This is a genomic window from Yersinia hibernica (assembly GCF_004124235.1).
In the GTDB taxonomy this organism is placed as follows: Bacteria; Pseudomonadota; Gammaproteobacteria; order Enterobacterales; family Enterobacteriaceae; genus Yersinia; species Yersinia hibernica.
Genome location: NZ_CP032487.1, coordinates 3,175,683 through 3,201,915 on the forward strand (window position 1 = coordinate 3,175,683; position 26,233 = coordinate 3,201,915).

Genomic DNA, 26,233 nt, shown 5'->3' on the forward strand with positions numbered 1-26,233 from the left:
TTCTTGGTAAGTGACATTATTCATTAATAAAAAATAACGAATGTGAGTGCCATAGCAGCCAATCCTGCGGATGCTGCGTCATTGATGTTTCAATCAATTCAGGTAATTTATTTTTCACTTCCCGCGCACTAAGTGCAGGATAAATTTGTATTTTTATTTCTTTGTCGTAATACAGATAATAAAAAACCACTTGGGCGGAAAGTGCTCTTGCCAAGCGAATAATACCGCTGTGTAAATTGGCCGGGCGATTAAACAGTTGGCAGGGCATTTTTGCCGTTTCTGCTGGCTGGTTATTGACGGTATAATCCGGCGTAATATCGGGAAAAATCATAATGTTGCGCTTATGTTCCGCGGCTTCCATGATAGCGTCCATCAGGTTACCGGCGATTGCACGGCTGTCAGCATGGATGGAACAATAGGAAATATTCACGCCACCCATCTGCCGTGCCTGCTCTTCATAAGCCTGCGCACTGGCTGAAACAACCACGGTGGCCTGCCCCGGATAGGTATTAGCGCCCACCATGCCAGCCAGTACATCAGAGACCATGTGCAAGGGCGCGAGAATAACCGGCGAACCCGCTTCATGCAGAGCTTTCACCTGGTGGTTTAAGTGCTGAGTGCACGCCGCTAACTGGGCCAAAACCTGCCGATTTTGGCCATAAGTGGCGGCCAGTTCCAATACTTGGCGGCGCTGTGCGGTACGAATAAAACGCTTGGCAGATGGGCTAATTTGGCCATTTAGCAAGCACTGGCTGTTCGCCGCCGCCACTCGCGCCAGATTTTTCTGACGCCGTGAAACCAAGCCTAAAGCCCGGCGCAAAGCACCGAGCATCAGTAAGAAACGATAATCACCGTGCCGTAGCAGCCAAACCGCTATATTGGCCTGCCCGCGGGCAAGTAAGCGCCCACTTAAAGCCAGCTTATCCAGCTGGTTTCGCCAGGCAAAATAGCCCCATACGGCTAACAGTCTCATTATTTCTCCAGCGCCTTATCGTGCTCGAGTAATGACAAGAGATGGTCTGAGAATGCAGGGAATTCACGGTCCTGCAGTGCTATCCATTTTTTGCCAACAATAAAGGACGGGGTGGCGTCTATCTTGTAATGCGCGGTCACTGCCGTCATATACGCGATCAATTCTTTGACTTCAGCCGACTGGCTCACTTGCTGATATTTAGCGACATCAATGTCATTGGCTTTTAGCCAGGTTTCGAGTTGGTTGCTGTCACTCAGGTCAATGTTGTCTTCGAGCACCGCTTTATATGCACTTTGGCGATGTTGCGGTTCAATACCCATGACGGATAAAGTAGCGAAAATAGGTGCGAAGCGCCCCAGACCCGTGGTTTTATCACTGCTGATATGCAGGCGAACAAAACGCGTCCCTTCTGGCATGCGGTTTTCTAATTGGGTGACATTCTCTTCATTAATGGCGCAGTAATGACAGCCATAAGAGAAAATCTCGATAATAGTTTTATCGTCTTTAATGGGGCTGTTTTCAATGTCACTGCCGCTGACAGCGAATAGGGTTTCCTGCGCATCTTGATTGAGGACGAAATAGTGGAAATAGGCCGTTGTTATCAATGAAGAAATAAGGATAACTAACAGTGTGTAGCCTATAAAGAATCCCTTACTCCTAAACATATTTTTTTCAGTAGACATAGTCAGTTTTATTCACAATCAGAGTTCAGGTAAGACATAAACACCATCAGATGACATATATGCCCGCAAAATAATCTTTCTAATATTCAGTTAATGCGAAAATTCTTGAATTTAAGCATCGATAACACTGGTTAAAAAACAAATCAGGCAAGTACAGTAATACCTCCCACACTTGCCTGGGATACAATTAAATATCGATAAAAACTAACGAATACTTAATTAACGGCAGTTAGCGATATTGCTAGGTGCAGAAGTGGTGCTTAATACTTTACCGTGCTTATCAGTACAAGTAGTGACTGCCTTGCAAGTTGCAGTTGTACCGCTAGTCTGCCACTGGAAAGTATCTTTACAAGTTTGACCAGTACCACCAACGATTGTATTTGCAACTGCCATGTTCATTTTTTTCATGAGAAAATCCTTAAAAGAAAAATTTATAGCCTATTTATTTAATAGCCCATTGAAGTATGCGTTTCATTTTTAGGTTATAGCTAAAACCCAATTAATCTAACGCGACAAATTTATACTATATTAATGCAATACATTACAACCTAAAAACAGTATTTATTTAATATGGATATATATAAATAAATACCACGGGAGATTCCTGCCATATATAACAGTAACCACGCCGACTGACAAATATAAAATAGCGAATTAAAGACGCTATTTTATATTCATAATAATTATGCACTCAACTGATGAGTGCATATCAATTTCAATTTAATAATATGACATAATTACCACGCCGCTACCGGAGAAATTACCTGCATCAGGTAATGCTGGAGCATGCAGTGTTGACTCAATCAGGAAAGATGAATTCCCCACTCCAGCAGTGACCGAAACACCATTAGACAAATCCTGGCCCGATACTTTCAGTGTTGATGTTAAGTTACCATTCTGCCCAAGGTTAATACTCGTTCCCCCTACCAGAGTTAATTTCACTGTTGTGCTGACCGTACAATTGATCACTATCGGTTCACTTTTTATTGCGCCATTTACATCTTGCTGATTAAGCGAACCATGGTTTATATAAACATCACCGGTAACTTCGCAGGTTTCTGGCGTCGGCGGAACCGCGCCACAATAAGAGCCTGGAATTAAATTGCCGGTAAAGTTTAAATCGCCAGCACCTTGCCAATATATGATGCCAAAACAAGTATTTGATGAGCTCAACACCGGGGTTATTGTAGCCCAAGTTCCCGAGGCTCCATTCCTGGCAACAAACGCATTCCTCATCGTTTCTGCCGTTGCCCCCTGACCAACAGTGACTCGTGTTAAAGCAGAGCTCGGGTTAACACACCGCTCACTTTCAAGAGTGGAATAGTGACATATTGCCACTGAGCAAGATGACGATGAACAAAGTACAGTATTCAGCTCCTCAGTTGGCCAAGAGAATGTTCCAGTATATTGGCCGCCGATTCGCGTTTGTGTCGACACCCAGGCACTGGCCTGGCTATAAAGCGGAAATAAAAACAGCACGCAAGCGATTAGCCAGCAATATTTATGACTTAAGCGCATATTAGGCTGTTCCATTCGTTTAAGTTCCATTGTCTCTATCCGCATTTAACCTGTTGATAATAAATTTCAGCGTTAACATATTCGTGTTGAAATAAAATTAGAGGGGGAATCCCATTAATAATATTGCAGATTAAATGTCGCGACTGCATTGAACTCACCGCGTTTAATAGTACGTTGAGATATCGCCTCGGGTTCACCGCGAACATAAGCTTTCAAGGTAATAATGTTATTCCCTGTATCAAGGGCGATATCGTCACTCGACTGATTCAGATATAAAGGTTTCCCGGCGATTGTTTCCAGACCAATAGCGATGCCAGCATCACTTTCATCAACAGCCAACAACCCAGGTAAATTAACACTATCATTACCCGTAAACATAATATTGGCAGTGGTACCTAAGCTGATATCACAATCTACCAAATGTATTTGAAACTGTTTTCCCGAAGTACGCTGATTCGAATACAAATATTTATCGATGATAGTACCAAAGTTCAAACTAATTGCTTCATCACCAGGGCGAATAGTGCAAGGCTCGGCAACTAATGCGCCGTGAAAACGCATATTGTCAGCAGCGAATGCAGGGGCCGCACCCAAAATATTTAAAATTAGAATGCTAAGAAGAATTCGCCCACGGCACATCAGTAGATTTAAATTAGCCATCATTTGATCCTATTGATAATCCACTAATAATGTAGCGGTAGCCTCAAAGCTGCCTTCACTTAATGTTGCACCGGTAGATTTAACGGGTACGGCTTTAAGTACTGGCGGGTTATTTTTGTCATAACTAATACGGGTGTTCAGTGCAAAAGGAACGCCATTTTTTAGTATCCGAATGCCCAAGTCCTGAACATCAGTTTGTATTGCAGTGGGATCAAATGTAGTGACAGATGCGCTCACTATTGTCAGGCCTAATTCCAAACTGCTACTGACCGTTTCACAAGTCATGCTGTAAGGCACATTTTGGGTATAATTAATGCCATCAATCTTGTTCACACCCAGATTTTCTCCGAATGGCACATCTATAATATTCCCGCTATTAATCACACAAGGTGGTGGATTAATTAATGTGCCGGAAAACAGCATGTTGTCTGCATAAGCCAACGTACTGCCGAATGTCAGTGCCAGCGCAGCGGTACAGTGTGAAATCAGTGAATTAATTTTCATTACTGGTACTCCACAACCAAAGTTGCTGTGCCGGAGAAATAGCCCGTGTTCAACGTGGCATTTGTTTGTTTAACCGGTACTGCCTGCAATACAGGAACATTCGGATAAGTAAAATTGGATGACGCGTTAAGTGCCAGTGGCTGTCCATCACGTATCAATTTGATTCCCAAGGCTGAGTTAGTGGTGCTCAAAACCGTGGTATCAAAATTCGCGCCATTGCCTTTAATACTCAATTTCAGCGCATTGGATGCCGCCGAAGTACAGTTCAACGTATAGGTCACAGGCGTTGTATAATTAACACCGTTAATATTCGACGTCAGAAGGTCATCACCAAAGTTGACGTTAATCGTGTTATTGCTGTTAATCACACAAGGCGGCGTGGCAAAAATAGTGACCGAGACATTGACTGCCGCAGTTTTATTTAATGCCCATGCTGAGCTACTCAAAAATGTCGCCGTGGCTACGATGGCGGTCATCCCTATGATGGACATCATGGCCATCGGGGCCAGCCGGGTAACTATTCCCCTACCAACAACAGTCATCCCATCTTCCTTATTCATCGTCCAGCCTGACATTCGCCCACTCTTTTAATGCCGTACCCGAAAACGCATTGTTATTTGATGCTTTCGACCACGGAACATGTGCTGCCCGTACAACCAAATATCAGTTTTGGACGGCCACCAAAATCATTGACATAAGTCAGCACCGGCTTACTGCCTAATGCAGCGGCGCTGACATCCAACATGCCCTGCGCTTTGGGTGCGATCATCAATGGCTTAAAATCTGCTGCTGTTTTGCCATTTTTGCTCTCACTGGCATCAACTAGCGTGATGTAATATGGCGTCGGGTTATTAACTTGGTAACGGTCACCCTGACGAGTCAGCTGTAACTTTTCCTGCCAAGGTGTCGACATATCGGCCTTTTGTGGCACGATACCGGCGGGGCGATAGAAAAGTTTGATGCGCGTTTGCAATGCAATCTGCAAGGTATTGGGCTTGTCCGAACGTGGTGGAATTTCACGCAGGTTAAAATAGAACAAGGTTTCCCGGTCTTGCGCCAATTGATTCACCGCAGGCAAGCTTTGCACTTTTAACTGGCTCATCGCGCCGGGTTCTACACGCTGAACCGGTGGAACCACCGTCAACGGAGAATTGATCTTGTTACCCTGCTCATCTTCAATCCATCCCTGTGCCAGATAAGGCAATTGCTTATTCTGGTTGCTGATATTCAGACTGATAGACTTATCGCCGCCATTAAGGATTACCCGGGTTCTGTCCAGAGCAATCGCGGCTGTTGCTTGCTGAGCCATAAGTGCCGTCACCAAAATGGCGGTGATGCGCAATTTGTTATTCAATTTCATTACCTTTTCCTTCGAATTAATCTTGTCAGAACCTGCTGGTGCCGATCGTTTTCTCTCTGTCTGAACGGGCGGTTATCCGCAGGTCCATGACCAAACCTTTCTACTGTTGTGGTGCCGGAGGCTTATCACCCGCCGCTATCGGCTGGCAAGGCAACAACAGATTCGTCAGCACTGCCGGAGAAAGTGCCTGCGGTAGGGTGATGCGGCATTGCGCCTGCCCATTCCAGTTTACTGACATGCTTTCACCGGCGTTGATCCCACTGAGATAAGTTGAGCCATCGTCGTTAACAATACCGGTCTCTTGCTGATTTTCATTTAATACGGTGGCCCCAAATGGCGGGGATGTGCCATCAGGCATGCGAATCATGGCCATCGCTTTTTCGCCGGAAATCACATTAAAGCGGCGATAACCAATAGCACCTTCAGTCAATGTGACTTGTGCTACGGTTCCTCTGGCCTCAACATCATCCGCCAGGTTGTCGATATCTATACTGGCCCGGTTGCGGTAATAACTATTCACATCACCGACTACCGCTTTACCAAACTGGTTAGTTCGTATTGATGAGCCATAACCTTGAACTGGCACACCGGCCACACCTTGGGTATCAAGCAACAACCGGGTTCCACCCAAGGTATTTACGCGGTGTAAAGCCCCGCCTTCAGCGGTAATGGTGGCCCCGCCCTGAATGCCTAAACCAACAGAAGAGTATTGCCCTTCCTGATAACTGGCATTGGCATTGATGTCGGCACTATTGCCAATGTGGTTATAGTTACCACTAACCAATGCGCCGCTACGTGCTACGCCGGTATTGATCTGGTAGTTATTGTGGGCATCCAAACGGTCGGCATATCCCACTCGCTGGCTATTTTCACGGCCACTCACCGTCGCGCTGTAACTGATGGTTGCGCTGTTACCGATTGGCATAGACATGGACAAATACACCCCGTCATCATTGCTATCGTTATAACGGTTACGGTATGCCGAGAAGGTCATACTGATATTTTTCATTTTGCCGATATCAAAATAGCGAGAGAGCGACAAGTTATAGCGGTCATTCGCCGAGCGATCCCAGTAGGTCTGGTGGCTATAGTTCAAGTACGCGCTCAGTCCCAGATCCTGAAATTGCTGGTTGAAGCTGATGGTGTACATCTCTTTATTGCCACCGACATCATTACCGCGATAGCGCGCATCAAGATATTCAGTCATGCTCATAAAGTTACGTTCAGAGAAGCGATAGCCAGCGAATGTCACCTGACTGCCTGTTTCCTGAAAGTTTTTCGAATAGTTGACCCGATAAGAGCCACCACTCAAGGTGCCGTGCTGCGGTAATGTTGCCCATGACTGGGTCATATCAACCGACACCGCACCAAATTCCATCAAATCACGGCCGATCCCCATGGATGCCGCTTGATACTCGTTTTCACCACTGATCCCACCACCAAACAGTGACCAGCCGCTGTTGATCCCCCAGGAAAACTCCCCGGTACCAAACACCGGCCCTTCAGCCCGATGCCCAATATCTGACGGTTTGCCCGCCGCTACGCGATAGCGCACCATGCCAGGGCGGGTCAGATAAGGAATACTGGCGGTATTCACTTGAAATTGTTGAACTTGTCCGTCAAGTTCTTCGACCCGCACATCCAAGGTGCCAGAAACAAAACTGTTTAAGTTCTGAATCCGAAAAGGGCCCGCCGCCACCAGAGTTTCGCTCAATACCCGCCCTTGCTGGCTGACAATAACTCGCGCATTGGTTCGTGCAACCCCTGTAATTTCAGGGGCATAGCCACGCAGATTTGGTGGCAACATATTGTCATCCGTCGCCAAGCTAGCACCGCTGAAGCGGAAGCTATCAAAGATGGCCGAGTTCAGAAAATCCTCGCCCAACGTCAACTTGGCCCCCAAACTCGGGATAGCTCGGTAGGCGTAATAACGGCTCCAATCCCATTGACGTTCTGTTGGCGATCCAGAAACCTGATCAATACGGGTCTGCCAATCAGCACGTAACCGCCAAGCACCTAAGTTAGCGCCGGTCGTCCCGTTCCCGCTCAAGGTGTTATTACTGGTATTGTTGTTTTGCTGGCGGTTCAACTGCCCTAACAGGTTGTAGTCGAACAGCACACCGGGGATACCCTCCTCCCAGCGAGAGGGGGGATCCCAATTCGGTTCGCTATATTCCAACCAAGCTTGCGGCACACTCAAATGCAACGATGAAGTTGCCAAATCACCTTCCACCGTCAGGCCGGGTAAGCTACTGATATCTAGACATTCCCCATCACGCAACCAGGTCAACTTTTTCAAGTTTTCTTCTTTCAATGCCAGTAACTCAACTAACTGGGGTGATAAACACGCCTCACTCTTTTTTGGGTCTTTCTCTGAGACGTAGAACACCACCGGCTGCTCGTTGAGTTCCTGCTTATTCATACTAACCAATAAGTTATAGTTCCCAGGCATGATGTAGCCACGTTGGGAAAACTGGCTCAGGTCAAAATTGGCGCGGTCTTTGGTATCCAGCACATCGGTATTAAACTGAATATCATCGCTGGCAAACACGCCATAAGCATTGCCACTTAATGCAACTGCAATTAAAATTCGCAATAAATCACGACGGGCAAAACCGGAGGTGATGGAACGAGCGGATACCATGGGATATGTCACCTTACTCATTGAAATCAGTAATAATCCAATTTGAAACGAACGCTGGAATGATAAGTTCCAGCACGCAGCGTCTTGCCATTGCCCACTAACCGCAGGGCATAATTGAGTTTCATATCAGCAGGGATAATATTTATCTCCGGTGACTGCACCCCAGGAGTTGAAGCATTGCCTTTATCATCAATGATTTGCATTGCTATCCCTTCGGCATCACCGTTAACCGCAAAATTATTACCATCCGCCGCTCCATCAAATGTCACGACAAAATGCTGCTGGTTAGATTTGTCGGGATCCGGGTGGACGATGGTGCAATCCAACAAACGAATCTCAAACGGGTGTTCATCTCCAACGCCGTTCTGAACCAATTGACCGATAGGCAAAGTCGCCATATCAATGGTCTGTTCCAAACTCCCCGGATCTATCGCACATGCAGTATCAGTAATACTTCCTTCCATACTCACGCGGCCCCAATCTGTTTTCATGGGATCTGCCATTACCGGCAAACTCAGCAATGACGCCATCAGTAAGGAAGGAGGCACTATCAAAAAAAATGACCTGGACATAAATCACCTAGCTCATCCAACATGTCTCTTTCTCAAGAGGAAAAGACATGCGGAAAAATCCGCATGCCCAATTAGAAAAGAGTTGCTTATTGGTAAGCCAGGGTGAAGTCAGCAACGCTTGAGAAGCTACCTGGTTTTACAGCGCCAGATGCAGTGCTACCTTGCAGGTATGCAGAGAATGCCAGAGTGTTGTTGCCAGCAATCAGAGTCTGTTCAGCAGTTGGTTGGCCCAAAGTAATAACAGAACCAGTACCGTCAACGATTGCAATACCAGCGCCTTCAGCTACGCCAGTGATCCCCAACAGGCCAGCTACTGCTGCTGATTCTGCACCGCCGAAAGTGGTGGTTACAGTGCTCAGAGTAGTGATGTCACAGTTTTCCAATCTGATTTTGAAATCTTTAGGAGTTGATTTGCCACCGTTCTGCAGAGCAACGTTAGAGATTTGGCCCATTTCAACAACTTGGTTATCATCATTAGCGGCGATTGAGCATGGAGCATCAATGATAGAACCGTTGAAAGTTACAGTGCCTTTACCTTGATCAGCAGCATTAGCTACAGAAGCAAAACCTAATACTAAAGCAGCAGCCAAGATAGTTTTATTCAGTTTCATTACGTGATTCCTTTATACACAATTAAAATTTTGCCCGCTGATTTACCTTAATGGAATCAAGGTAAATACCGCATCGAAGTAGTTTAAAAATAAAAATTCATGCAGATTCTTATCGTTAAGATACGAAAAGATAAACCGCGAACTGCACAGAGCCATAAAGTCAAAATGGAAGCATTGAAGAATGCCTGCATCTTAATAAAAAATTTAAATAACGATAGAGCCCTTTTTGTTCGACGCTGATAATACAAATATAGTGCTAAAGTTCATAGCAATTTAATTCAAACAACTAAAATTCAGAGTGTTTAACTTAATTAACTAATTTAAAACAATAATATCGATAACTTTGATCGATAAACAATGCACCATCGACATATACAACTACAAAAATGAGAAAATCGACACATTAGATCGCTAAAAGTCGTTTTTTCGAAATTAAAGATTGCTTATTCCATAGGTCAAATTATAATCGACATTAAATTCTTGTTATTTTAACGCCTAAAGCAGAAAAAGCTTTAAAATAATACATTTAAACCTCTACAATTCCTTTATAATTTCAAATTTCAGCGAGTTTTCACTATATAGAAAAACACTTAAGATATTGAATTTTATGGTGTATTTACTTTAAATTAAAATGATTACCTTCGTGATAAAACAAGGGTTTTTATTTTCAATAGGAATTAAAGAAAATACTTATTCGATACATAACTTGGGTCTAACCGTTAACTTTCGACTATCAAAAACCGAGGGGATAAAATAACAACTATAAAAACAATCAAAAATAAATAAGATGATATACCGCATTGTGTGTGAATATTCTTTTTGATTGTAAGAATAATCATACAACCAAGTGGGAAATATAAAACTCACAGTGAGAATATAAGAAATAAAAAATAAGATAATCTTAAAATATAAACATCATAAGGAATTAACAAATGAAACCTAAGGATCAACGTAAAGAAGAAGTCATGGGTATATTAGAAGAACAATGTAATTTTCTAAAAGAACAGTTCATTGAATCGCCGCCCCCGGTTATCAATTGGCCAAAGACAAGAGAGCTTGCCGACAAAGCGCAGCTGGATATTTATACGGCAAGGTTAGTATTAATGAAGCTGGTCGATGAAAACAGGGTGAAAATGTCAGAGACCAAAGTGATGAACTCATTACGCTGGTTTATTGCTCATCCGACTGAAAAATAAATCTGGCCCCCTTTATTGAGTATCTATTATTCAATGCACCGATCAGTGAGTGAACTCGATAGCAGTGAACTCAGTGTCAGAACAAAGTAACCATTTGAAAATAATGAAATTATCATTTATCAAACCCATTAAGCAGAACCTTTCGGCGAAAAACGTTAACTTTATTGTTTTGGCGCTTATGGCTGTCACATTTGCCACCATGCTGCACTATGAAATCAATCGAGGTGGAGCCGGGCTGCACCTGCCCCACAACATTGTCATCTGGGCGATGATGGCGCTGTTGGTAATAGCCCTCTACTTGCCACAAAATGACGAGGCCGAGACAGGAGATGCTCCGGGTAAGCGGTGGTTACTGTTTGGTGCGCTGATGATAACGATCCCAGGGTTGTGGCCGGCATCGTTGCCGCATGTTGGAGCCTGGTTACCTCGAATTCTCGGCTTGTGGGGCGGGATAATATTGTTGCTTGGGTTGTTTCGGCTGCAGTTCAAGCAGAGTACACAGCGGGGCTGGCTGCTGCTCATACTGCTGTCGACTTGGGGCCAAGCCATACTGACATTATTGCAATGGTTTGTTTTTACAGCAAATAATTGGATGGAATTTGATACTGCCGAGCGCCCTTACGGCATTTTCCAGCAAACCAATATCCTGGCCAGCTATCTGGCCACCGGTTATGCCATCGCAGCCTATCTGTTTATGGTATCGGGCAATCGAATGATTCGTGGCATAAGTGGCCTAACTCTGCTGGTTTTCCCCGGCATGCTAATGCTATTGCAGTCACGAATTGGCTGGCTTGGTGGCGCGATAACCCTGTTATTGCTGTCTCTCTATTACTGGCGTCAGCACAAAATGGCCGGGTTATGGCTGTGCAGCCTACTGAGTTTACTGGCCGCTTTTTATCTGCAAGAACACCTAATGGACAGTGAGCTGGTATCAAAAGACAGCAGTAATAAAGACCGCTGGCTAATACTCGAATACACCTGGCGCATGATACAGCAGCATCCATGGCAAGGTTGGGGTTACGGCAACTTTGAATCGGCCTTTGCCCAAACACTTGCGCAGGCCGGCGCGGTACCCAATCACTATACCTATCCTTCTCACCCTCATAATGAAGTGCTTTATGGATGGGTCGAGGGCGGCATCGTGGCTGTGGTGGGGATGCTGATATTGGCTGCTGGCTATATCAAGCCACTATTGATTCAGCCAAGGGCAGTTTTCCCTCTGTGGGTGCTGACTTTACCCATAGCTTTGCATCTGATGACTGAACTGCCTCTTTATCAATCTGCAGCTCACTGGCTGGTGCTTATCTTATTAGGCCGGTTGATGATGTCCGAGAACATATTGTCATCAACCATTTATCCTGCCACTCAATGGCGGCGTTGGTTGGATGGCCTGATTGTGCTCGGTGCATTATGTACTCTGCTATTTATGGTCACGGGCTTCAAAACTGGTCGGGTACTGACTCTGAGTGAAAGGCGCGGTTTGGTTGACATGCACCCATTAGATAATTTGATAAATCCCTATATTCAGTGGGAAAGATATCAATACATTCGGCATATCAATCTGTTACTGCAATTTAACCAAAACCCTGACCCTGCCTTGCTGACACAGTTCAGGGTATGGGCAGAGCAATATCTTCAATTACATAATGATCCGAATGTTTATCAAAGCCTTATCATGATTACTCAGTATCAAAATGATCTCGCCCAAGCTCATCAACTGCGCCAAACAGCACATGCTTTGTTCCCCGAAAATCCGGTGTTCAAGTAGCTATCACCCCATCTGCGGGCAGATTGCCACATAGCCCCTTAAACTAAGGGGATTATCTGCTTGGTTTGAGAAAGGTCTTGGCTTTTAGGTATGTCAGTTTTCAAGCTGCTGGGCTAGTATATTGGCTGGAAAAAGGACTTAACTAGAAAACATAACCGCATGAATAATACTGAGAAGCTAGATTCCCACACCCCGATGATGTATTGGGGTGTTACTACTGATAAATAAAGATTATTTTGATAAAATTAATAAAAACCACGTTTTAACCTACACTTACATAACCAATTGATTTATCTGTTGTTACTACCCTGCTGTATTTTGACAGATTAGTACGTGCAGTTTACAAAACACTGCACAGTGACACCAAAGGTGAATGTACAGATAAAATTCTGAACTACTTTATCCACTCGGCAAGAACCGCCTCAAGCTTCGCCAACGCCTGAATATGCTTATCTTTTGATATACGCCCGATATTTTGCAACTTCCACTTAACCGCTGGTAGATTCTGAATCTGATCTTCAGGAGCTAGACTCCAGTCCGGTTGGCCACTTTTGAAAGACATCAAAAAATCATAATCCCGTTGCGTGAATTGTGCTTTGAGAGCAGTAACCATTAATTTGGGTATCGTATTGAGTTCTTCCAGAGAGACCGCATCGAATGTCATTCCGTTAAATTCATTCGCATATAGCTCAGAAATATCTTTCCAGTGGGGATTTAGTACCTCTGATAATGGGCGTGGGTGTCCCAGTAGATAAGTGATGAAACCATTAAAGATGTGGCGATCAATACCCTGCGTTTCGAGTAGTATTTTGACGTCATAAAAATCCCGGGGATGCTGCCTGTCCATGGCGGCACAAAGCTTACCACCATAAAGGTCAGCAAGGGAGACAACCTGAATGGTAGCAAAACCGAATTCATCCTCTACTGCGTCAACAACGTCACGCTCCTCAGGAGGATACAGCGTACCTCGCGCGACAGGCAAAACTTCTATCTTTATCTTGACCCTACTCCAAAATCCTGGGGGCAGGTCAATCTGGCCTACTTTTTCATGGTATAGATGTCGAACCCCATGAATCTATAGTACACTTCACTGCTAGTAATACATGTTGTTTATGAGGAATTATGGCTACTGTGACCTGCTCCCCGTTGATTAACACACCCCGATGTTAGTAATGTCTTCATAAGCCACATGAGGACATCCCCATGAAGAAGCGTTTTTCCGACCAACAGATCATCAGTATTCTCCGCGAGGCTGAAGCCGGGGTATCCGCCCGTGAACTCTGCCGCAAGCATGCCATTTCCGATGCCACGTTTTACACCTGGCGTAAAAAATATGGTGGTATGGAGGTGCCAGAGGTTAAGCGCCTGAAGTCACTTGAGGAAGAGAACGCCAGACTCAAGAAGCTGCTTGCCGAAGCCATGCTGGATAAGGAGGCGCTTCAGGTGGCCCTGGGCCGAAAGTACTGACGACAGACCAGAAGCGGGAAGCCGTGGTGTTGATGTGTGATGCGACCGGTCTGTCGCAACGTCGTGCCTGCAGGCTGACAGGTTTGTCCCTGTCGACCTGCCGCTACGAAGCGCAGCGTCCGGCGTCGGATGCACATTTATCCGGACGCATCACCGAACTGGCACTGGAGCGCAGGCGTTTTGGCTACCGCCGCATCTGGCAGCTGCTGCGCCGCGAAGGGCTTCATGTTAATCACAAGCGCGTGTACCGGCTTTATCATCTCAGTGACCTGGGAGTAAAACGTAGACGACGTCGTAAAGGCCTGGCAACAGAACGTCTGCCGCTGCTCCGCCCGGCGGCACCTAATCTGACCTGGTCGATGGATTTCGTCATGGACGCGCTGGCCACCGGTCGCAGGATCAAGTGCCTGACCTGCGTGGATGACTTCACGAAGGAGTGCCTGACGGTGACCGTTGCCTTCGGGATTTCAGGTGTGCAGGTCACGCGTATTCTGGACAGCATTGCGCTATTTCGCGGCTATCCGGCTACGATAAGGACCGATCAGGGCCCGGAGTTTACCTGCCGCGCGCTCGATCAATGGGCCTTTGAGCGTGGCGTGGAGCTGCGACTTATCCAGCCCGGCAAGCCGACACAGAACGGATTTATTGAGAGTTTCAACGGACGCTTTCGCGATGAATGCCTGAATGAACACTGGTTCAGCGAGATCAGCCATGCCAGGAAAACCATCAGTGAATGGCGTCAGGATTATAACGAGTGCCGCCCGCACTCCACGCTGAATTATCAGACGCCGTCTGAATTTGCGGCGGACTGGAGAAAGGGTAATTCTGAGAATGAAGGATCCGACATTACTAACTGAGCGTTGTATTTAATCCTGGGGGCAGGTCAATTACCCGAGCCAGTGAGGATGCTGCCAAAGAGTCAGTACTTTATAATGGAAATAATCTAACCACTGAATTGTTGGTGAAGGCTATAAAACGTAGGCAGGAAAGTAGACAATAAGGGATGCAATGACTACCAGTAAACAGCACATTTTATTAAACGGATATGTTTCTCCCGAAAACTATCGTTCGAGAAGTACAGGTCGAAGTCCACAAATCTTGGCTAGAGATAGAATCCCCCATGGAACATCATTATTAAGTCAATACAATCATATATTAGTTCATTATGATGAGAAACCAAAGGTCCCTCCCATTACTGATGAATGTGGAATTTACGTAAAACTCGTCAGTTTCGAACTTTGTGATCTCCCTATTGATAAAATCGATAATTCATACTTTAAGCTTTGTTCTTTAGTTAGGAGAGCTAGCCGAGAAATTGCCATTCTATACATTAGTGAAATAAATAGATCTAAATTCATTAATAAATTAAATGAATATTTAGATCCTTTGAGAGATGGTGCAGAGTTCCCTAGGAACCATCTATTAATTGATAGTATAGAGGCCATTGAGTTAGCTGATATTACTTCTTTCTGGACAGACAAAGTTGAGCTTATACCTGCCGATCACAACGAAGATAAATGGTTTGGGTCACGTATTCAATGTGTAGATAGGGTCATTGCAGGTAATGCTCACGCTCAATGAACGTGCCGATTATCTTGTCATGCATTTCTGCCGATTTTGAGTACCCAGGCGTTTTGCGATTCAGTCGTTTTAACCGGTTACGAAGATTCAGGTTTTCGCGTTCAATCCGCTGGGTGTAAAGCTTACCTGTGATGTCTTTTGTAGCCGGTAACATCTCATAAGCACTGAAGTTGTCTGTACACCAGAAGGCGACTCTGAAGCCCGACAGTAAACCCAGTAATTTGCACTGCGTCATTTTGCTCCTGCGCCCAAAAGCATGAGCAACAATACGTTTGAGACGAGGCTCCCATGCATACCACAGCCAACGCTGACGCTTTTTATTGCCAACAAACGACCACATTTCATCAACTTCACAGATAAGCTGAATTTGCAGGTTATCCAGAGGAAGCGTGGTTACAACTCTCGGCGAGAGTTTTTTAGTGTGCGCACAACGGCATTAATGCTGATATGTAAAGCTCGGGCAGTGTCTCGAATACCGGCATTGTTCATTGCAAGGTCGACAATTTGTGATTTCATGCCGGGTTGGCAGGCGCGATAAGCATAATCGAGCTGGAAAGTACGGCAGCACGACTGGCACCGATAGCGCTGAAGTTTGGCCTTACCCAGGCCATGCTTTTTAACAGATTCGATTTGCTCACAAAACGTGCATTTTACGTCAACTTTAGCCATCAGATGCACACTTCAAAAAGAGTGATTCTACCGCATGATCAACACATTGAATACTTGACCGAAATTGAGGCTGTATTTGGCCTTTAATTCTTTTTTCATAGCCGGATAGTGATAACTATTCGGCTCTAGAAGGCTTACCGTAAATGGATAAAGGTTGGTTTGGTCACTTATCGACAAAGTCGCTTATATTTATCTGCAACACCGAAAAAAATAGAGAAATATACAAAGCAGTACAAACCTCATGAAATATGAAAAACTCACCAACCATCGATTACTAATACTAAATAATTTATAATTTGAAGTAATAACCTCGTTTTAATCTTCAAATAAAAAACCAATTAAATGCCTTTAAGTCGGATATTTCTTACAAATATCTTATTCTCCGTATGATATATCCTACGGAATATGTGAGTTATTTCTTGTATTTTCTTATATCGTGAAAACACATTGAAAATAACTTTTATGTGGGCATAATGCGCCGAAATATTATTTTAGCCATTATTCTGCCCCAGCCGGGCAATGAGGATGTGCCCTGTGCTGCGTGCCTATTATTATCCATTAACATCGGGTTTATTCATCCCGCTGCTGATTATTTCGTCTTCGAGCGACTCTGCAGAATTACCCTCTGCTCAGCAAAGTATCCATCAACAAGAACGGCAACGTGTTTTAGAAGAACGCCTTTCGCCTTCAGTGCCAGATGTGCGTTTATCCGAACCCACAGCGTCTTTGGGCCGACTGGTTTTTCCCATCGAGAAACCTTGCTTTGCGATTGACCATGTGACACTCACGGGTACCGAGCCCTTGCCGCGCTGGCTGCCATTACAACGCCTCGCCAATCAGGCGCAAGGCCATTGTTTGGGCGCGAAAGGCATTAACCTGCTGATGAGCGAGATGCAGAACCGCCTGATCGACCACGGTTATGTCACCACACGCGTGCTGGCTCCGCAGCAAGATTTGAACCGTGGCACGCTGGTGCTACACGTGGTGCCCGGCAAGATACGCCATGTGGCCCTGACACCCGAGAGTGATCGCCATGTCACGCTGTTCACCGCCTTCCCTGCCCGCGCCGGTCACCTGTTGGATCTGCGCGATATTGAACAGGGGCTGGAGAATCTCCAGCGCATCCCCACGGTGCAAGCCAGTATGGAGTTGATCCCCGGCGATGCCCCCGGTGAGACGGATATTGCCCTGAGCTGGCAGCAGAGCAAAATGTGGCGACTGGCGGCGTCACTGGATGACTCCGGCACCCGCAGCACCGGCCGTTATCAAGGCGGGGCGACGCTGTTTCTGGATAATCCGCTCTCCCTGAGTGACCAGTTCTATGTTTCTGCCGGCGGCTCCATTAAAAATCGCGGCGATAAAGGCACCAATAACCTGACCGGCCATTACTCGCTGCCATTCGGCTACTGGACGGCCGGATTGACTGCCAGCAGTTATGACTATCACCAGACTGTCGCGGGCCTCAACAGCGACTATCACTATCGGGGTGAAAGCGACAATGTGACGCTGCAACTCAGCCGTTTGCTGCACCGCAACGCCAGCCAGAAAACCACCTTCACCTACGATGTGCTAACCCGCTCATCGAAAAACTACATCAATGATACCGAAGTGGAAGTCCAGCGCCGCCGCACCTCGGCTTGGCGCGTCGGGCTACAACATCGCCATTTTATCGCGCAGTCCACGCTGGACGCGGGGATTAGTTATCAGCGCGGCACCCGCTGGTTTGGCGCGGTGCCGGCGCAGGAAGAATATTTTGGCGAAGCCACTGCATTGAGCAAAATTCTGCGACTGAATGCGCAACTGGATATTCCTTTTACGATCCAGCAACAAAACTTCCATTACAACCTGCAATACCAGCGCCAGAGCACCAACACGCCACTGACCCCGCAGGATCAGTTCGCTATCGGTGGTCGTTGGTCAGTGCGCGGGTTTGACGGCGAACGCACCCTCAATGCCGATCGCGGCTGGACGGTACGCAATGATCTGGGCTGGTATACCCCGCTGCCAGGGCATGAGCTGTATGTCGGTGTTGATTATGGCGAGGTGGGTGGTCGCAGTGACCCTTATCTGCTGGGCCAACACTTAGCGGGCGGTGCTGTCGGTGTGCGTGGCCACGTGTTTCATACCCAATATGACCTGTTTGCCGGTAAACCCCTGTCTAAACCCGATGGCTTCAAAACCGACTCGGTGACCCTCGGCTTTAACCTGAACTGGCAATACTAATGTACCTGATGAGTCCTGACTTTTTGAGAATGAACCATGAATAAAAACCTGTACCGAATCGTATTCAACAAGGCGCGAGGCCTGTTGATGGTGGTCGCGGATATCGCGGCTTCCGGTCGGGCGGCTTCGTCGCCCTCGTCAGGTGTGGGTCATACTCAGAGCCGCCGTATCAGTTCTTTATCAACATTAAGCTTCAGCCTGTTATTGGCATTGGGCTGCGTCTCATTATCCGTGCAGGCCAATATTGTCGCCGATACCAGTGCACCGGGTAACCAGCAGCCGACCATTATCAACAGCGCCAACGGTACGCCACAGGTCAATATTCAAACGCCCAGCAGTGGCGGGGTTTCTCGCAACGTCTACAGCCAGTTTGATGTCGATAATCGCGGGGTGATCCTCAATAACGGCCACGGTCCCAATCAAACGCAAATCGCCGGCGTCGTTGACGGTAACCCGTGGCTGGCGCGCGGTGAAGCCAGCGTTATTCTCAATGAGGTTAATAGCCGCGACCCCAGCAAGCTCAATGGTTATATCGAGGTGGCCGGGCGCAAAGCGCAGGTGGTGATTGCCAACCCCGCTGGCATTACCTGTGAAGGCTGCGGCTTTATCAACGCCAACCGCGCCACGCTGACCACCGGTCAGGTGCAACTCAATAACGGCCAACTGACCGGCTACGATGTCGAACGGGGCGAAATTGTTATTCAGGGCAACGGTCTGGACAGCAGCCGTCAGGACCATACCGATCTGATCGCGCGCTCCGTCAAAGTGAATGCCGGTATTTGGGCCAAAGAACTGAATGTCACCACCGGGCGTAATCAGGTGGATGCCGCGCATCAGGCCATTAATGCCAAAGCCAGCGATGGCAGCCCGCGCCCTACCGTGGCAGTGGATGTCGCCAGTTTGGGCGGCATGTACGCCGGTAAAATTCGCCTGATCGGTACTGAAAGCGGTGTCGGCGTGCGCAATGCCGGAAAGATAGGGGCTTCAGCGGGTGATATCACGATAACCGCCGATGGCATGCTGGTCAACAGCGGGCAGATCAACAGCGCCCAACAACTGACGGTGAAGACCACTGGCGAGATAGAAAACGCGGGGGTGCTGTATGCGCAGGGCAACACCCAACTCACCACGGCAGGCAAACTCAGTAACACCGGTACCCTTGCCGCCGCCGGTGACACTTCGCTGCGCGCCGCTGAAGTCAATAGCAGCCGCCACTCCGTCTTAGGGGCGGGCGTTAAATCCGACAACAGCCGCATTACCAGCGGCACACTGCGTGTTGAGGCCAGCGGAAAGTTACTCGCGCAAGGGAAGAATATTAGCGGGACGGCGCAGCACTTCACCGGGCAAAGTCTCGATCTCAGCGGCAGCCAAACGCAAAGCAGTGATTTGGCGCTGACCGCCCAAGGTGGGGATATCGATCTCACGGGGGCAGACTTGTCGGCCAACCAACTGTCCGCCTCGACCGCCTTGATGTTACGCACTGACAGCGCCCGTTTGGTTGCCGAGCAAATGACGCTCGACACTCATTCACTCTCCAATGTGGGCGGCGTGATAGCGCAAACGGGAGCAACAGATTTTAACCTGAATCTGGCCGGTGCGCTGGATAACCGTGGCGGCACCCTCCTCTCTAAGGGCAATATCGCCATCAATGCGCAGCGCCTAGACAGCGATCGTAGCAGCCTATTGGGCGCGGGTGTGCAAAGTGATGGTCGCCTGATGGATGCAGGCAATCTGAAAGTCACCACCCGGCAAGAATTAATCGCACAAGGGCAAACCATCGCCGCAGGCGCCATGACGTTAGCGGGCAGCCGGGTTGATCTGAGTGACAGCTACACGCAAGCCCGTGAGATAAACATCACTGCCACTCAGGGCGATATCAGCACGCAACGCGCCAATATCACATCCCTTGGCGCACTGACCATCAATGCCAACACGAATGCCGGTCAAACCCTCGATAACCAGAGCGGCACATTGGCGGCGAACACCATGTCGTTGAATCTGGGTCAGTTGGACAACCACGCAGGCAAGATAACGGCCAGCGAGGATCTGAGCATTCAATTACAGAGCGATTTCAACCATCTGGCGGGTTCTACCCTTCAAGCTGGGCGTGATTTCACTTTGACCACCGCTGGCGATGTGACCAATAGCGGGCAAATGCTCGCGGGTGGCAAACTCAGCACCGACTCAAACAGCTTACTGAATAGCGGCACGATTATTGCAACGCAAACCGATCTCAAAGCTGTGGGCGCATTGATAAATAGCGGCGATATCTTGACCAGCGGCCTGCTCAATACTGACGTTAACACCCTATTCAATACCGGCACCCTGATCAGTGCCGAAGCCACTCTCCAAGCACGTGAGCGTATCACCAATTCCGGCCCTAACGCCCTGATGGGTGCCACCGATGAGAATGGCACCTTAGCCTTGCTAGCACCGGTGATTGAAAACAGTGATACCGTCACTGACACCGACACGGCGCCAACGACCACCATTTTAGGGATGGGTAACGTCATTCTGGCTGGCGTTTTAGACAGTAATGGCCTCTACCAGCAAGCTGCTCAGGTACTCAATATCTCTGGCTTAATTGAGTCAGGCAAAGATCTGCTGGTTTACGCCAATACGCTGACCAATCGCCGCCATATTCTCACCGCTAACAGTGATTTTGTCGTGGCCGACACGGTGAATGGCTCGGCTTATTGGACGGAAGATAACCCCGATATTCCGGGGGGACGCTATGCTGAGCCCCCTCATGGTGGCTCGATGAACAGCGATTATATCGGCACAGATTATACGTCGACTATCGCCTATAACAGCATCGATAACATCAGCCCTGAAGCGCAACTATTGGCTGGCGGGAACTTGACCGCTCAAGTCGGCACACTGGAAAACTACTGGAGTAAAGTCAGTGCGCAAGGCGAGATTGATCTGACCGGTGTCACTGTGCAACAAGATGGTTGGGGGAATGCGCAACGGCTGATCGAAAGAACAACCTCCACAGGCGTGTGGCGTTATCGTACCTATAAAGGTGATTTATGGGGTACCGCTTGGGGTCCGGAGGTGAGTGAACAGGCGACCAACCAATACGCCTCCAGCCTCACCGCAAAAACCATCAGTGGCAGCGGGAGCACTATCAATAATGGGGCCAACCCCGGTGCTGTTACGCCTCCCGGAGGGAGCAGCAATACTGGCAAAGATCTGGCTGTCGAATTTAACGGTATCTCCCTGACACAACCTAATGGTGGGCTGTATCAGTTCAGTACTGACTACACCGTCAACAGCCAGTATCTGATAGAAACGAATCCTGCCTTTGCCAACCTGAATAACTGGCGCGGATCAGACTACCTTCTCCAGCAATTGAATAATGACCCGAATGTGATATTCAAACGGTTGGGAGATAACGCCTATGAACAGCGTTTAGTACGCGACCAGGTGCTGGCGTTGACCGGCCAGGCTGTGGCCAATGATTACCGTAGTGCGCAGGAACAGTTCGAAGCACTCTTTGCGGCGGGCCTGGAGTACAGCAAAGCGTTCAATATTGCCCTTGGTACTCACCTCAGTGCTGAACAAATGGCGGCATTAACCACCAATATCGTGCTGATGGAAAGCCGTGAAGTCGCCGGGCAAACCGTGCTGGTGCCGGTGGTCTATTTGGCGGGCGTGAAGCCGGGTGACCTACAGGCTAACGGATCATTGATTGCAGCAGAGAATATCACGTTAACCGATATGCAGGGGTTCAATAACTCAGGGGCGATGATCGCCACCAATAACCTGAACCTCAGCATGGCGCAAGACATCACACTCAATAACCGTGGCGGCTTACTTCAGGCCGGTGGCAATATGTTACTCAGTACACTGAACAGTGATATTGACCTGACCGGCAGCCGATTAACTGCCACCAACCTGCAACTGGACAGCGGCCGCGATATCATTTTGCGCACCGCCAGTGAGCAACTCAGCAGCGATAATGGGGCTGTCCAGCGCAACCAAACCGTGCTGGGGCCGCTGGCGAGCATCAATGTCAGTAACAACGCGGTTATCAATACTGAACGTGACTTTATCATGCAAGGCGCTGGCCTCAATGTCGGCCAGGATTTGCAGGTCAATACCGGCGGCGACTGGCTACTCAATACAGTGGAGACCCGCGACCAGATAACGGCGAATTCTGGCCGTAGCAGCTCGACCAGTGAACATATCCGCCATCTGGGCAGCGAAGTGAATGTTGGCGGTGCGCTGACCGCTAACGTCAACAATCTGACCGCCGTGGGGGCCAATATTAATGCCGATACTATTGATGTGCAGGCACAAAATATCAACCTGAGTGCCGCAGCGGACAGCCTGCAAGTGACCGGTGAATCTTCGAGCAAGCGCCATGCCAGCTCAGTGGAACTCTATGATGAAACCCTGCGTGGCAGCCAGTTGAATGCCAAGGGCGACATCAATTTACAGGCGGCGCAAGACATCACCCTCAGCGCCAGCGCGATACAAACCGACGGTGCGCTAAAGCTGGCGGCGGGCGGCGATATCACCCTCACCACCCAGACTGAGCAACATGATGAACAGCGCAATCATACCGGCACTAAAAAAGGTCTGGCCTCCAGCACCACCACCCGCACCGAAGACAGTATTAGTCAAACCTGGGCGGTAGGCTCCATGCTGTCAGCCGGCTCTATCGATGTCAGTGGTAAAAATATCGCGGTCATGGGCAGTAATGTGGTGGCCGACAACGATATCAATCTGCGGGCGCAAGAGAACATTATCGTCGGCACCGCGCAGCAGAGTGAAAGCGAGTCTCACCTGTATGAGCAGAAAAAATCTGGCCTGATGAGCACCGGCGGTATTGGGGTCACGGTCGGCAGCAACAGCACCAAAGTCACCGACACCGGTCAATCAATTTCCAATGTCGGCAGCACCGTCGGCAGCGTACTGGGCAATGTCAACATGACTGCCGGTGAAGACCTGACGGTAAAAGGTTCTGATGTGTTAGCCGGTAAAGATATCAATCTGACCGGGAAAAACGTCAGTATTCTGGCGGCAGAGAACCAAAGTAGCCAAACCCACAGTGTCGAGCAAAAATCGAGCGGCCTGACACTAGCCCTGTCTGGCGCAGTCGGCAGCGCCCTGAACACCGCGGTGACCACCGCCAAAGATGCCAGTGAAGAAAGCAATGGCCGACTGGCGGCATTGCAAGGTGTCAAAGCGGCGCTGAGTGGTGTACAGGCGGTGCAAGGCGGGCAGTTGGTGCAGGCGCAGGGAGGCGATGCCACCAGCATGTTCGGCGTCAGCGCCTCATTAGGCTCACAAAAATCCTCCTCACAGCAGCATCAGGAACAGACCAGCGTGACCGGTTCGACCCTGACGGCGGGCAATAATCTAACCATCAACGCAACCGGTGATGGCAACCCAACGAACGGCGATATCGTGGTGCAGGGCAGCCAACTCAAAGCCGGTGGCGATACCACTCTGGATGCGGCTCGTGATGTGTTGCTACTCGGCGCGGCCAATACACAAAAAACTGACGGCAGTAACAGCAGCAGCGGCGGCAGTGTTGGCGTCAGTGTAGGGTTAAATGGCGCCAGTAGTGGCCTGAGTATCTTTGCCAATGCCAACAAAGGACAAGGCAATGAGCACGGTAACGGTACGACCTGGACGGAAACACAGATTGACACGGGCGGCACACTGTCGCTCAGCAGCGGCCGTGATACCTCATTAGTGGGCGCTCAGGCGAGTGGCGAGACTGTCAAGGTGGATGTCGGCCGTGACCTGTTGCTGCAAAGCCAGCAGGACAGTGATAACTATGATTCGAAGCAGACCAGTACCAGCGGCGGTATCAGTGTCGCGGTGACCGGAGGCGGTTCAGCCAATCTGAGTATGAGTCAGGACAAGCTGCACAGCAATTATGACTCGGTGCAGGAGCAGACCGGTATCTTCGCAGGCAAAGGTGGCTTTGATATCACCGTTGGTGAACATACCCAGTTGGATGGTGCCGTGATTGCCAGCACCGCCGACAAGAGCAAAAACAGTCTGGATACCGGTACGCTGGGCTTCAGTAACATCGAAAACAAAGCCGATTTCAAGGCCGAGCATCAGGGCGGCAGCCTGAGTACCGGTGGCCCGGTGGGGTCTGACCTGCTGAGTAATCTGGGCGGCGTGGTGCTGTCGGGTCTGGGCAATGATGGTCATGCCGAGGGCACGACGCAAGCAGCCATCGCTGATGGCACTATCACTATTCGCGATACCGATAAACAGCAGCAGAATGTCGATGACCTGAGTCGCGATACCGACAACGCCAACGGCAGTATCGGCCCTATCTTTGATAAAGAGAAAGAGCAGAACCGGCTGCGTGAAGCGCAGCTTATTGGCGAGATTGGTGGTCAGGTCAGCGATATTGTTCGCACTCAGGGCAGAATAGCGGAAGAAAAAGCGCTGAAAGACCCAGAAGCGATTCAGGCGGCGAAAGAGGCACTGGCCCAAAAAGGTATTCTGACGCCAACGGAAGAACAACTGACCAATCAGATCCGTAATACCGCCATGGCCCCTTATGGCACTGGCAGTGCCCTGCAACAAGGCATTCAAGCAGCGACGGCAGCGATACAGGGGCTAGCGGGCGGTAACATGGCGCAGGCACTGGCGGGCGCCTCAGCACCGTATCTGGCGGAAGTGATTAAGAAAAGTACCGGCGATAATCAGGCGGCTAACGCCATGGCACACGCCGTGCTGGGTGCAGTCACTGCCTATGCCAGTGGTAACAGTGCATTGGCAGGCGCTGCGGGTGCAGCAACGGCAGAACTGATGGCACCGGTGATTATCGCGGCGATGGGCTGGGATAAGAACACTCTCTCGGAAGACCAGAAACAGACGGTCAGTGCACTGGCAACACTGGCAGCAGGGCTGGCGGGTGGCTTGACCGGTGACAGCACCGCTGATACGGTTGCGGGTGCGCAGGCTGGGAAGAATGCGGTTGAGAATAATGCGCTGGGTAATAAAAAGGGCTGTGGCCTTGATCCACTCGCATGTAGAGACCCGTTGATAGAGGGCGGAGGTATTCGTGGTAGTGGCATATCAGCCAAAACACCTACAGGCTCAAAAGGAAATGTGCTCAAAGTTCAAGATGGATCTAATAAACCAACTACTATTAACGATAGGCAATTTTCAGGACATGCTTTAGATCGTATGCAAAAACAAGGGATTACACCAAGTGTTGTAGAAAATGCTATCAAACCTGAAAATGCAGTTAAGGGAAAAGCACCAGGAACTACGGCATACCATGATAAAGTGAATAATATTACGATAATAGTTAATGAAAATACTGGTCGGATAGTGACTGTTGATTTTGGGCTAATAAAACAATGATAAAAATAACTGATTTTCTTGTGACTGATTATGATATGAGACAGATTAGTCTCATGAAAGAGTTGGTAGATAGCTATGAAAAAAAAGAGCTCGATCTAATTACTTTAATTAATAAACTGAGGGCTTTGCTAGATTGTTTACAAAATGTAAATATTGAATGGAAACAGTGCTTTCATGAAAATTGGTTTACTTTAGAGCAAATTTATGCGGTTTCTTTAGATGAAAGTAAGCCCGTAAGTGAATATAATGACTATTTGATTGAACCTATTGCTAATATTATAAAGTTATTAAACTAAAGAGGATAACAGACGAGAATGGCATAAAAAGACGTGGGGGAAGCCACATTTTTTATGCCGTCATTAATGGGAATATTTAATCATTGACCCACGATTTTTCATGCTCTCCAACATGAACAATTTTATCTGTTGGCTGCCTAAATAACTCGCAGCGCCAC

The 26,233-nt window shown here is 48.2% G+C and carries 19 protein-coding genes and 1 pseudogene; 7 read left to right on the plus strand and 13 right to left on the minus strand.

Going from position 1 to position 26,233, the window contains the following annotated elements; translation table 11 throughout:
• Positions 1-16: 16 nt before the first annotated feature.
• The 11 genes from D5F51_RS14995 to D5F51_RS15045 all read right to left on the minus strand — a co-directional run bounded on the left by D5F51_RS14995 (position 17) and on the right by D5F51_RS15045 (position 9,525).
• On the minus strand, positions 17-973 hold the full coding sequence (locus tag D5F51_RS14995) for a lysophospholipid acyltransferase family protein (RefSeq protein ID WP_129197613.1): 957 nt from the start codon (positions 971-973) through the stop codon (positions 17-19).
• A complete protein-coding gene (locus D5F51_RS15000; RefSeq protein WP_025379415.1) occupies positions 973-1,638 on the minus strand; it encodes a DsbA family protein in 666 nt (221 codons plus the stop codon). Before D5F51_RS15000 ends, D5F51_RS14995 begins: the two co-directional genes overlap by 1 nt.
• A 237-nt stretch (positions 1,639-1,875) precedes the next feature.
• Positions 1,876-2,064, minus strand: a complete 189-nt coding sequence (locus tag D5F51_RS15005; RefSeq protein ID WP_129197615.1) for a DUF4762 family protein — start codon at positions 2,062-2,064, stop codon at positions 1,876-1,878.
• A 312-nt stretch (positions 2,065-2,376) separates the two neighbouring features.
• Positions 2,377-3,204: an MrpH family fimbial adhesin gene (locus tag D5F51_RS15010; RefSeq protein WP_025379416.1), complete on the minus strand. Its 828-nt coding sequence runs from the start codon at positions 3,202-3,204 to the stop codon at positions 2,377-2,379.
• A gap of 84 nt (positions 3,205-3,288) precedes the next feature.
• Positions 3,289-3,834, minus strand: coding sequence for a fimbrial protein (locus D5F51_RS15015; RefSeq protein ID WP_129199367.1), 546 nt, complete (start codon positions 3,832-3,834; stop codon positions 3,289-3,291).
• Positions 3,835-3,843: 9 nt separating this feature from the next.
• The gene (locus D5F51_RS15020; RefSeq protein WP_129197617.1) at positions 3,844-4,338 is read right to left on the minus strand and encodes a fimbrial protein; all 495 of its coding nucleotides are present in this window, start codon (positions 4,336-4,338) and stop codon (positions 3,844-3,846) included.
• A complete protein-coding gene (locus tag D5F51_RS15025; protein WP_129199369.1) occupies positions 4,338-4,880 on the minus strand; it encodes a fimbrial protein in 543 nt (180 codons plus the stop codon). Before D5F51_RS15025 ends, D5F51_RS15020 begins: the two co-directional genes overlap by 1 nt.
• A 71-nt stretch (positions 4,881-4,951) precedes the next feature.
• A complete protein-coding gene (locus tag D5F51_RS15030) occupies positions 4,952-5,698 on the minus strand; it encodes a fimbria/pilus periplasmic chaperone (protein WP_025379420.1) in 747 nt (248 codons plus the stop codon).
• Positions 5,699-5,798: 100 nt separating this feature from the next.
• Positions 5,799-8,342 carry an outer membrane usher protein gene (locus D5F51_RS15035; RefSeq protein ID WP_162301749.1) on the minus strand — a complete coding sequence of 848 codons (2,544 nt, stop codon included), beginning with the start codon at positions 8,340-8,342 and terminating at the stop codon, positions 5,799-5,801.
• A gap of 26 nt (positions 8,343-8,368) precedes the next feature.
• The gene (locus D5F51_RS15040; protein ID WP_162301854.1) at positions 8,369-8,872 is read right to left on the minus strand and encodes a fimbrial protein; all 504 of its coding nucleotides are present in this window, start codon (positions 8,870-8,872) and stop codon (positions 8,369-8,371) included.
• A gap of 128 nt (positions 8,873-9,000) precedes the next feature.
• Positions 9,001-9,525, minus strand: a complete 525-nt coding sequence (locus D5F51_RS15045; RefSeq protein WP_025379423.1) for a fimbrial protein — start codon at positions 9,523-9,525, stop codon at positions 9,001-9,003.
• A gap of 932 nt (positions 9,526-10,457) precedes the next feature.
• Here D5F51_RS15045 and D5F51_RS15050 point away from each other — a divergent pair.
• Together D5F51_RS15050 and D5F51_RS15055 are read left to right on the plus strand one after the other, a co-directional pair.
• Positions 10,458-10,721, plus strand: a complete 264-nt coding sequence (locus D5F51_RS15050) for a FaeA/PapI family transcriptional regulator (protein WP_025379424.1) — start codon at positions 10,458-10,460, stop codon at positions 10,719-10,721.
• A gap of 103 nt (positions 10,722-10,824) precedes the next feature.
• Positions 10,825-12,489, plus strand: coding sequence for a PglL family O-oligosaccharyltransferase (locus tag D5F51_RS15055; RefSeq protein ID WP_281279609.1), 1,665 nt, complete (start codon positions 10,825-10,827; stop codon positions 12,487-12,489).
• 394 nt (positions 12,490-12,883) lie between these two features.
• Here D5F51_RS15055 and D5F51_RS15060 read toward each other — a convergent pair.
• Positions 12,884-13,489, minus strand: a pseudogene (locus tag D5F51_RS15060) (nucleotidyl transferase AbiEii/AbiGii toxin family protein); the annotation flags it as partial.
• Positions 13,490-13,692: 203 nt separating this feature from the next.
• On the opposite strand from D5F51_RS15060, the gene D5F51_RS15065 reads away from it, so the two are divergent.
• A protein-coding gene (locus D5F51_RS15065; protein ID WP_129197622.1) for an IS3 family transposase occupies positions 13,693-14,813 on the plus strand; the annotation gives its coding sequence in 2 pieces (ribosomal slippage) (positions 13,693-13,951 and positions 13,951-14,813; 1,122 coding nt in all).
• A gap of 151 nt (positions 14,814-14,964) precedes the next feature.
• Entirely contained in the window at positions 14,965-15,537 is a 573-nt protein-coding gene (locus D5F51_RS15075; RefSeq protein WP_245994806.1) for a hypothetical protein, read from the plus strand.
• Here the strand turns inward: D5F51_RS15075 and D5F51_RS15080 are convergent.
• Positions 15,509-16,206, minus strand: a protein-coding gene (locus D5F51_RS15080; RefSeq protein WP_129197624.1) for an IS1 family transposase whose coding sequence is annotated in 2 segments (ribosomal slippage) — positions 15,509-15,957 and positions 15,957-16,206 — 699 coding nt in all. Because the reading frame shifts where the segments join, the coding sequence is not laid out codon by codon here. The genes D5F51_RS15075 and D5F51_RS15080 overlap by 29 nt on opposite strands.
• Before the next feature lie 525 nt (positions 16,207-16,731).
• Between D5F51_RS15080 and D5F51_RS15085 the strand changes: the two genes are divergently transcribed.
• The 3 genes from D5F51_RS15085 to D5F51_RS15095 are packed head-to-tail and all read left to right on the plus strand — an operon-like array spanning position 16,732 to position 26,075.
• Positions 16,732-18,429 (plus strand): ShlB/FhaC/HecB family hemolysin secretion/activation protein, encoded by a 1,698-nt coding sequence (locus D5F51_RS15085; protein WP_162301750.1) that lies wholly within the window; start codon positions 16,732-16,734, stop codon positions 18,427-18,429.
• 36 nt (positions 18,430-18,465) lie between these two features.
• A complete protein-coding gene (locus D5F51_RS15090) occupies positions 18,466-25,779 on the plus strand; it encodes a hemagglutinin repeat-containing protein (RefSeq protein ID WP_281279610.1) in 7,314 nt (2,437 codons plus the stop codon).
• Positions 25,776-26,075: a hypothetical protein gene (locus D5F51_RS15095; RefSeq protein ID WP_162301751.1), complete on the plus strand. Its 300-nt coding sequence runs from the start codon at positions 25,776-25,778 to the stop codon at positions 26,073-26,075. Before D5F51_RS15090 ends, D5F51_RS15095 begins: the two co-directional genes overlap by 4 nt.
• Positions 26,076-26,233: the final 158 nt, after the last annotated feature.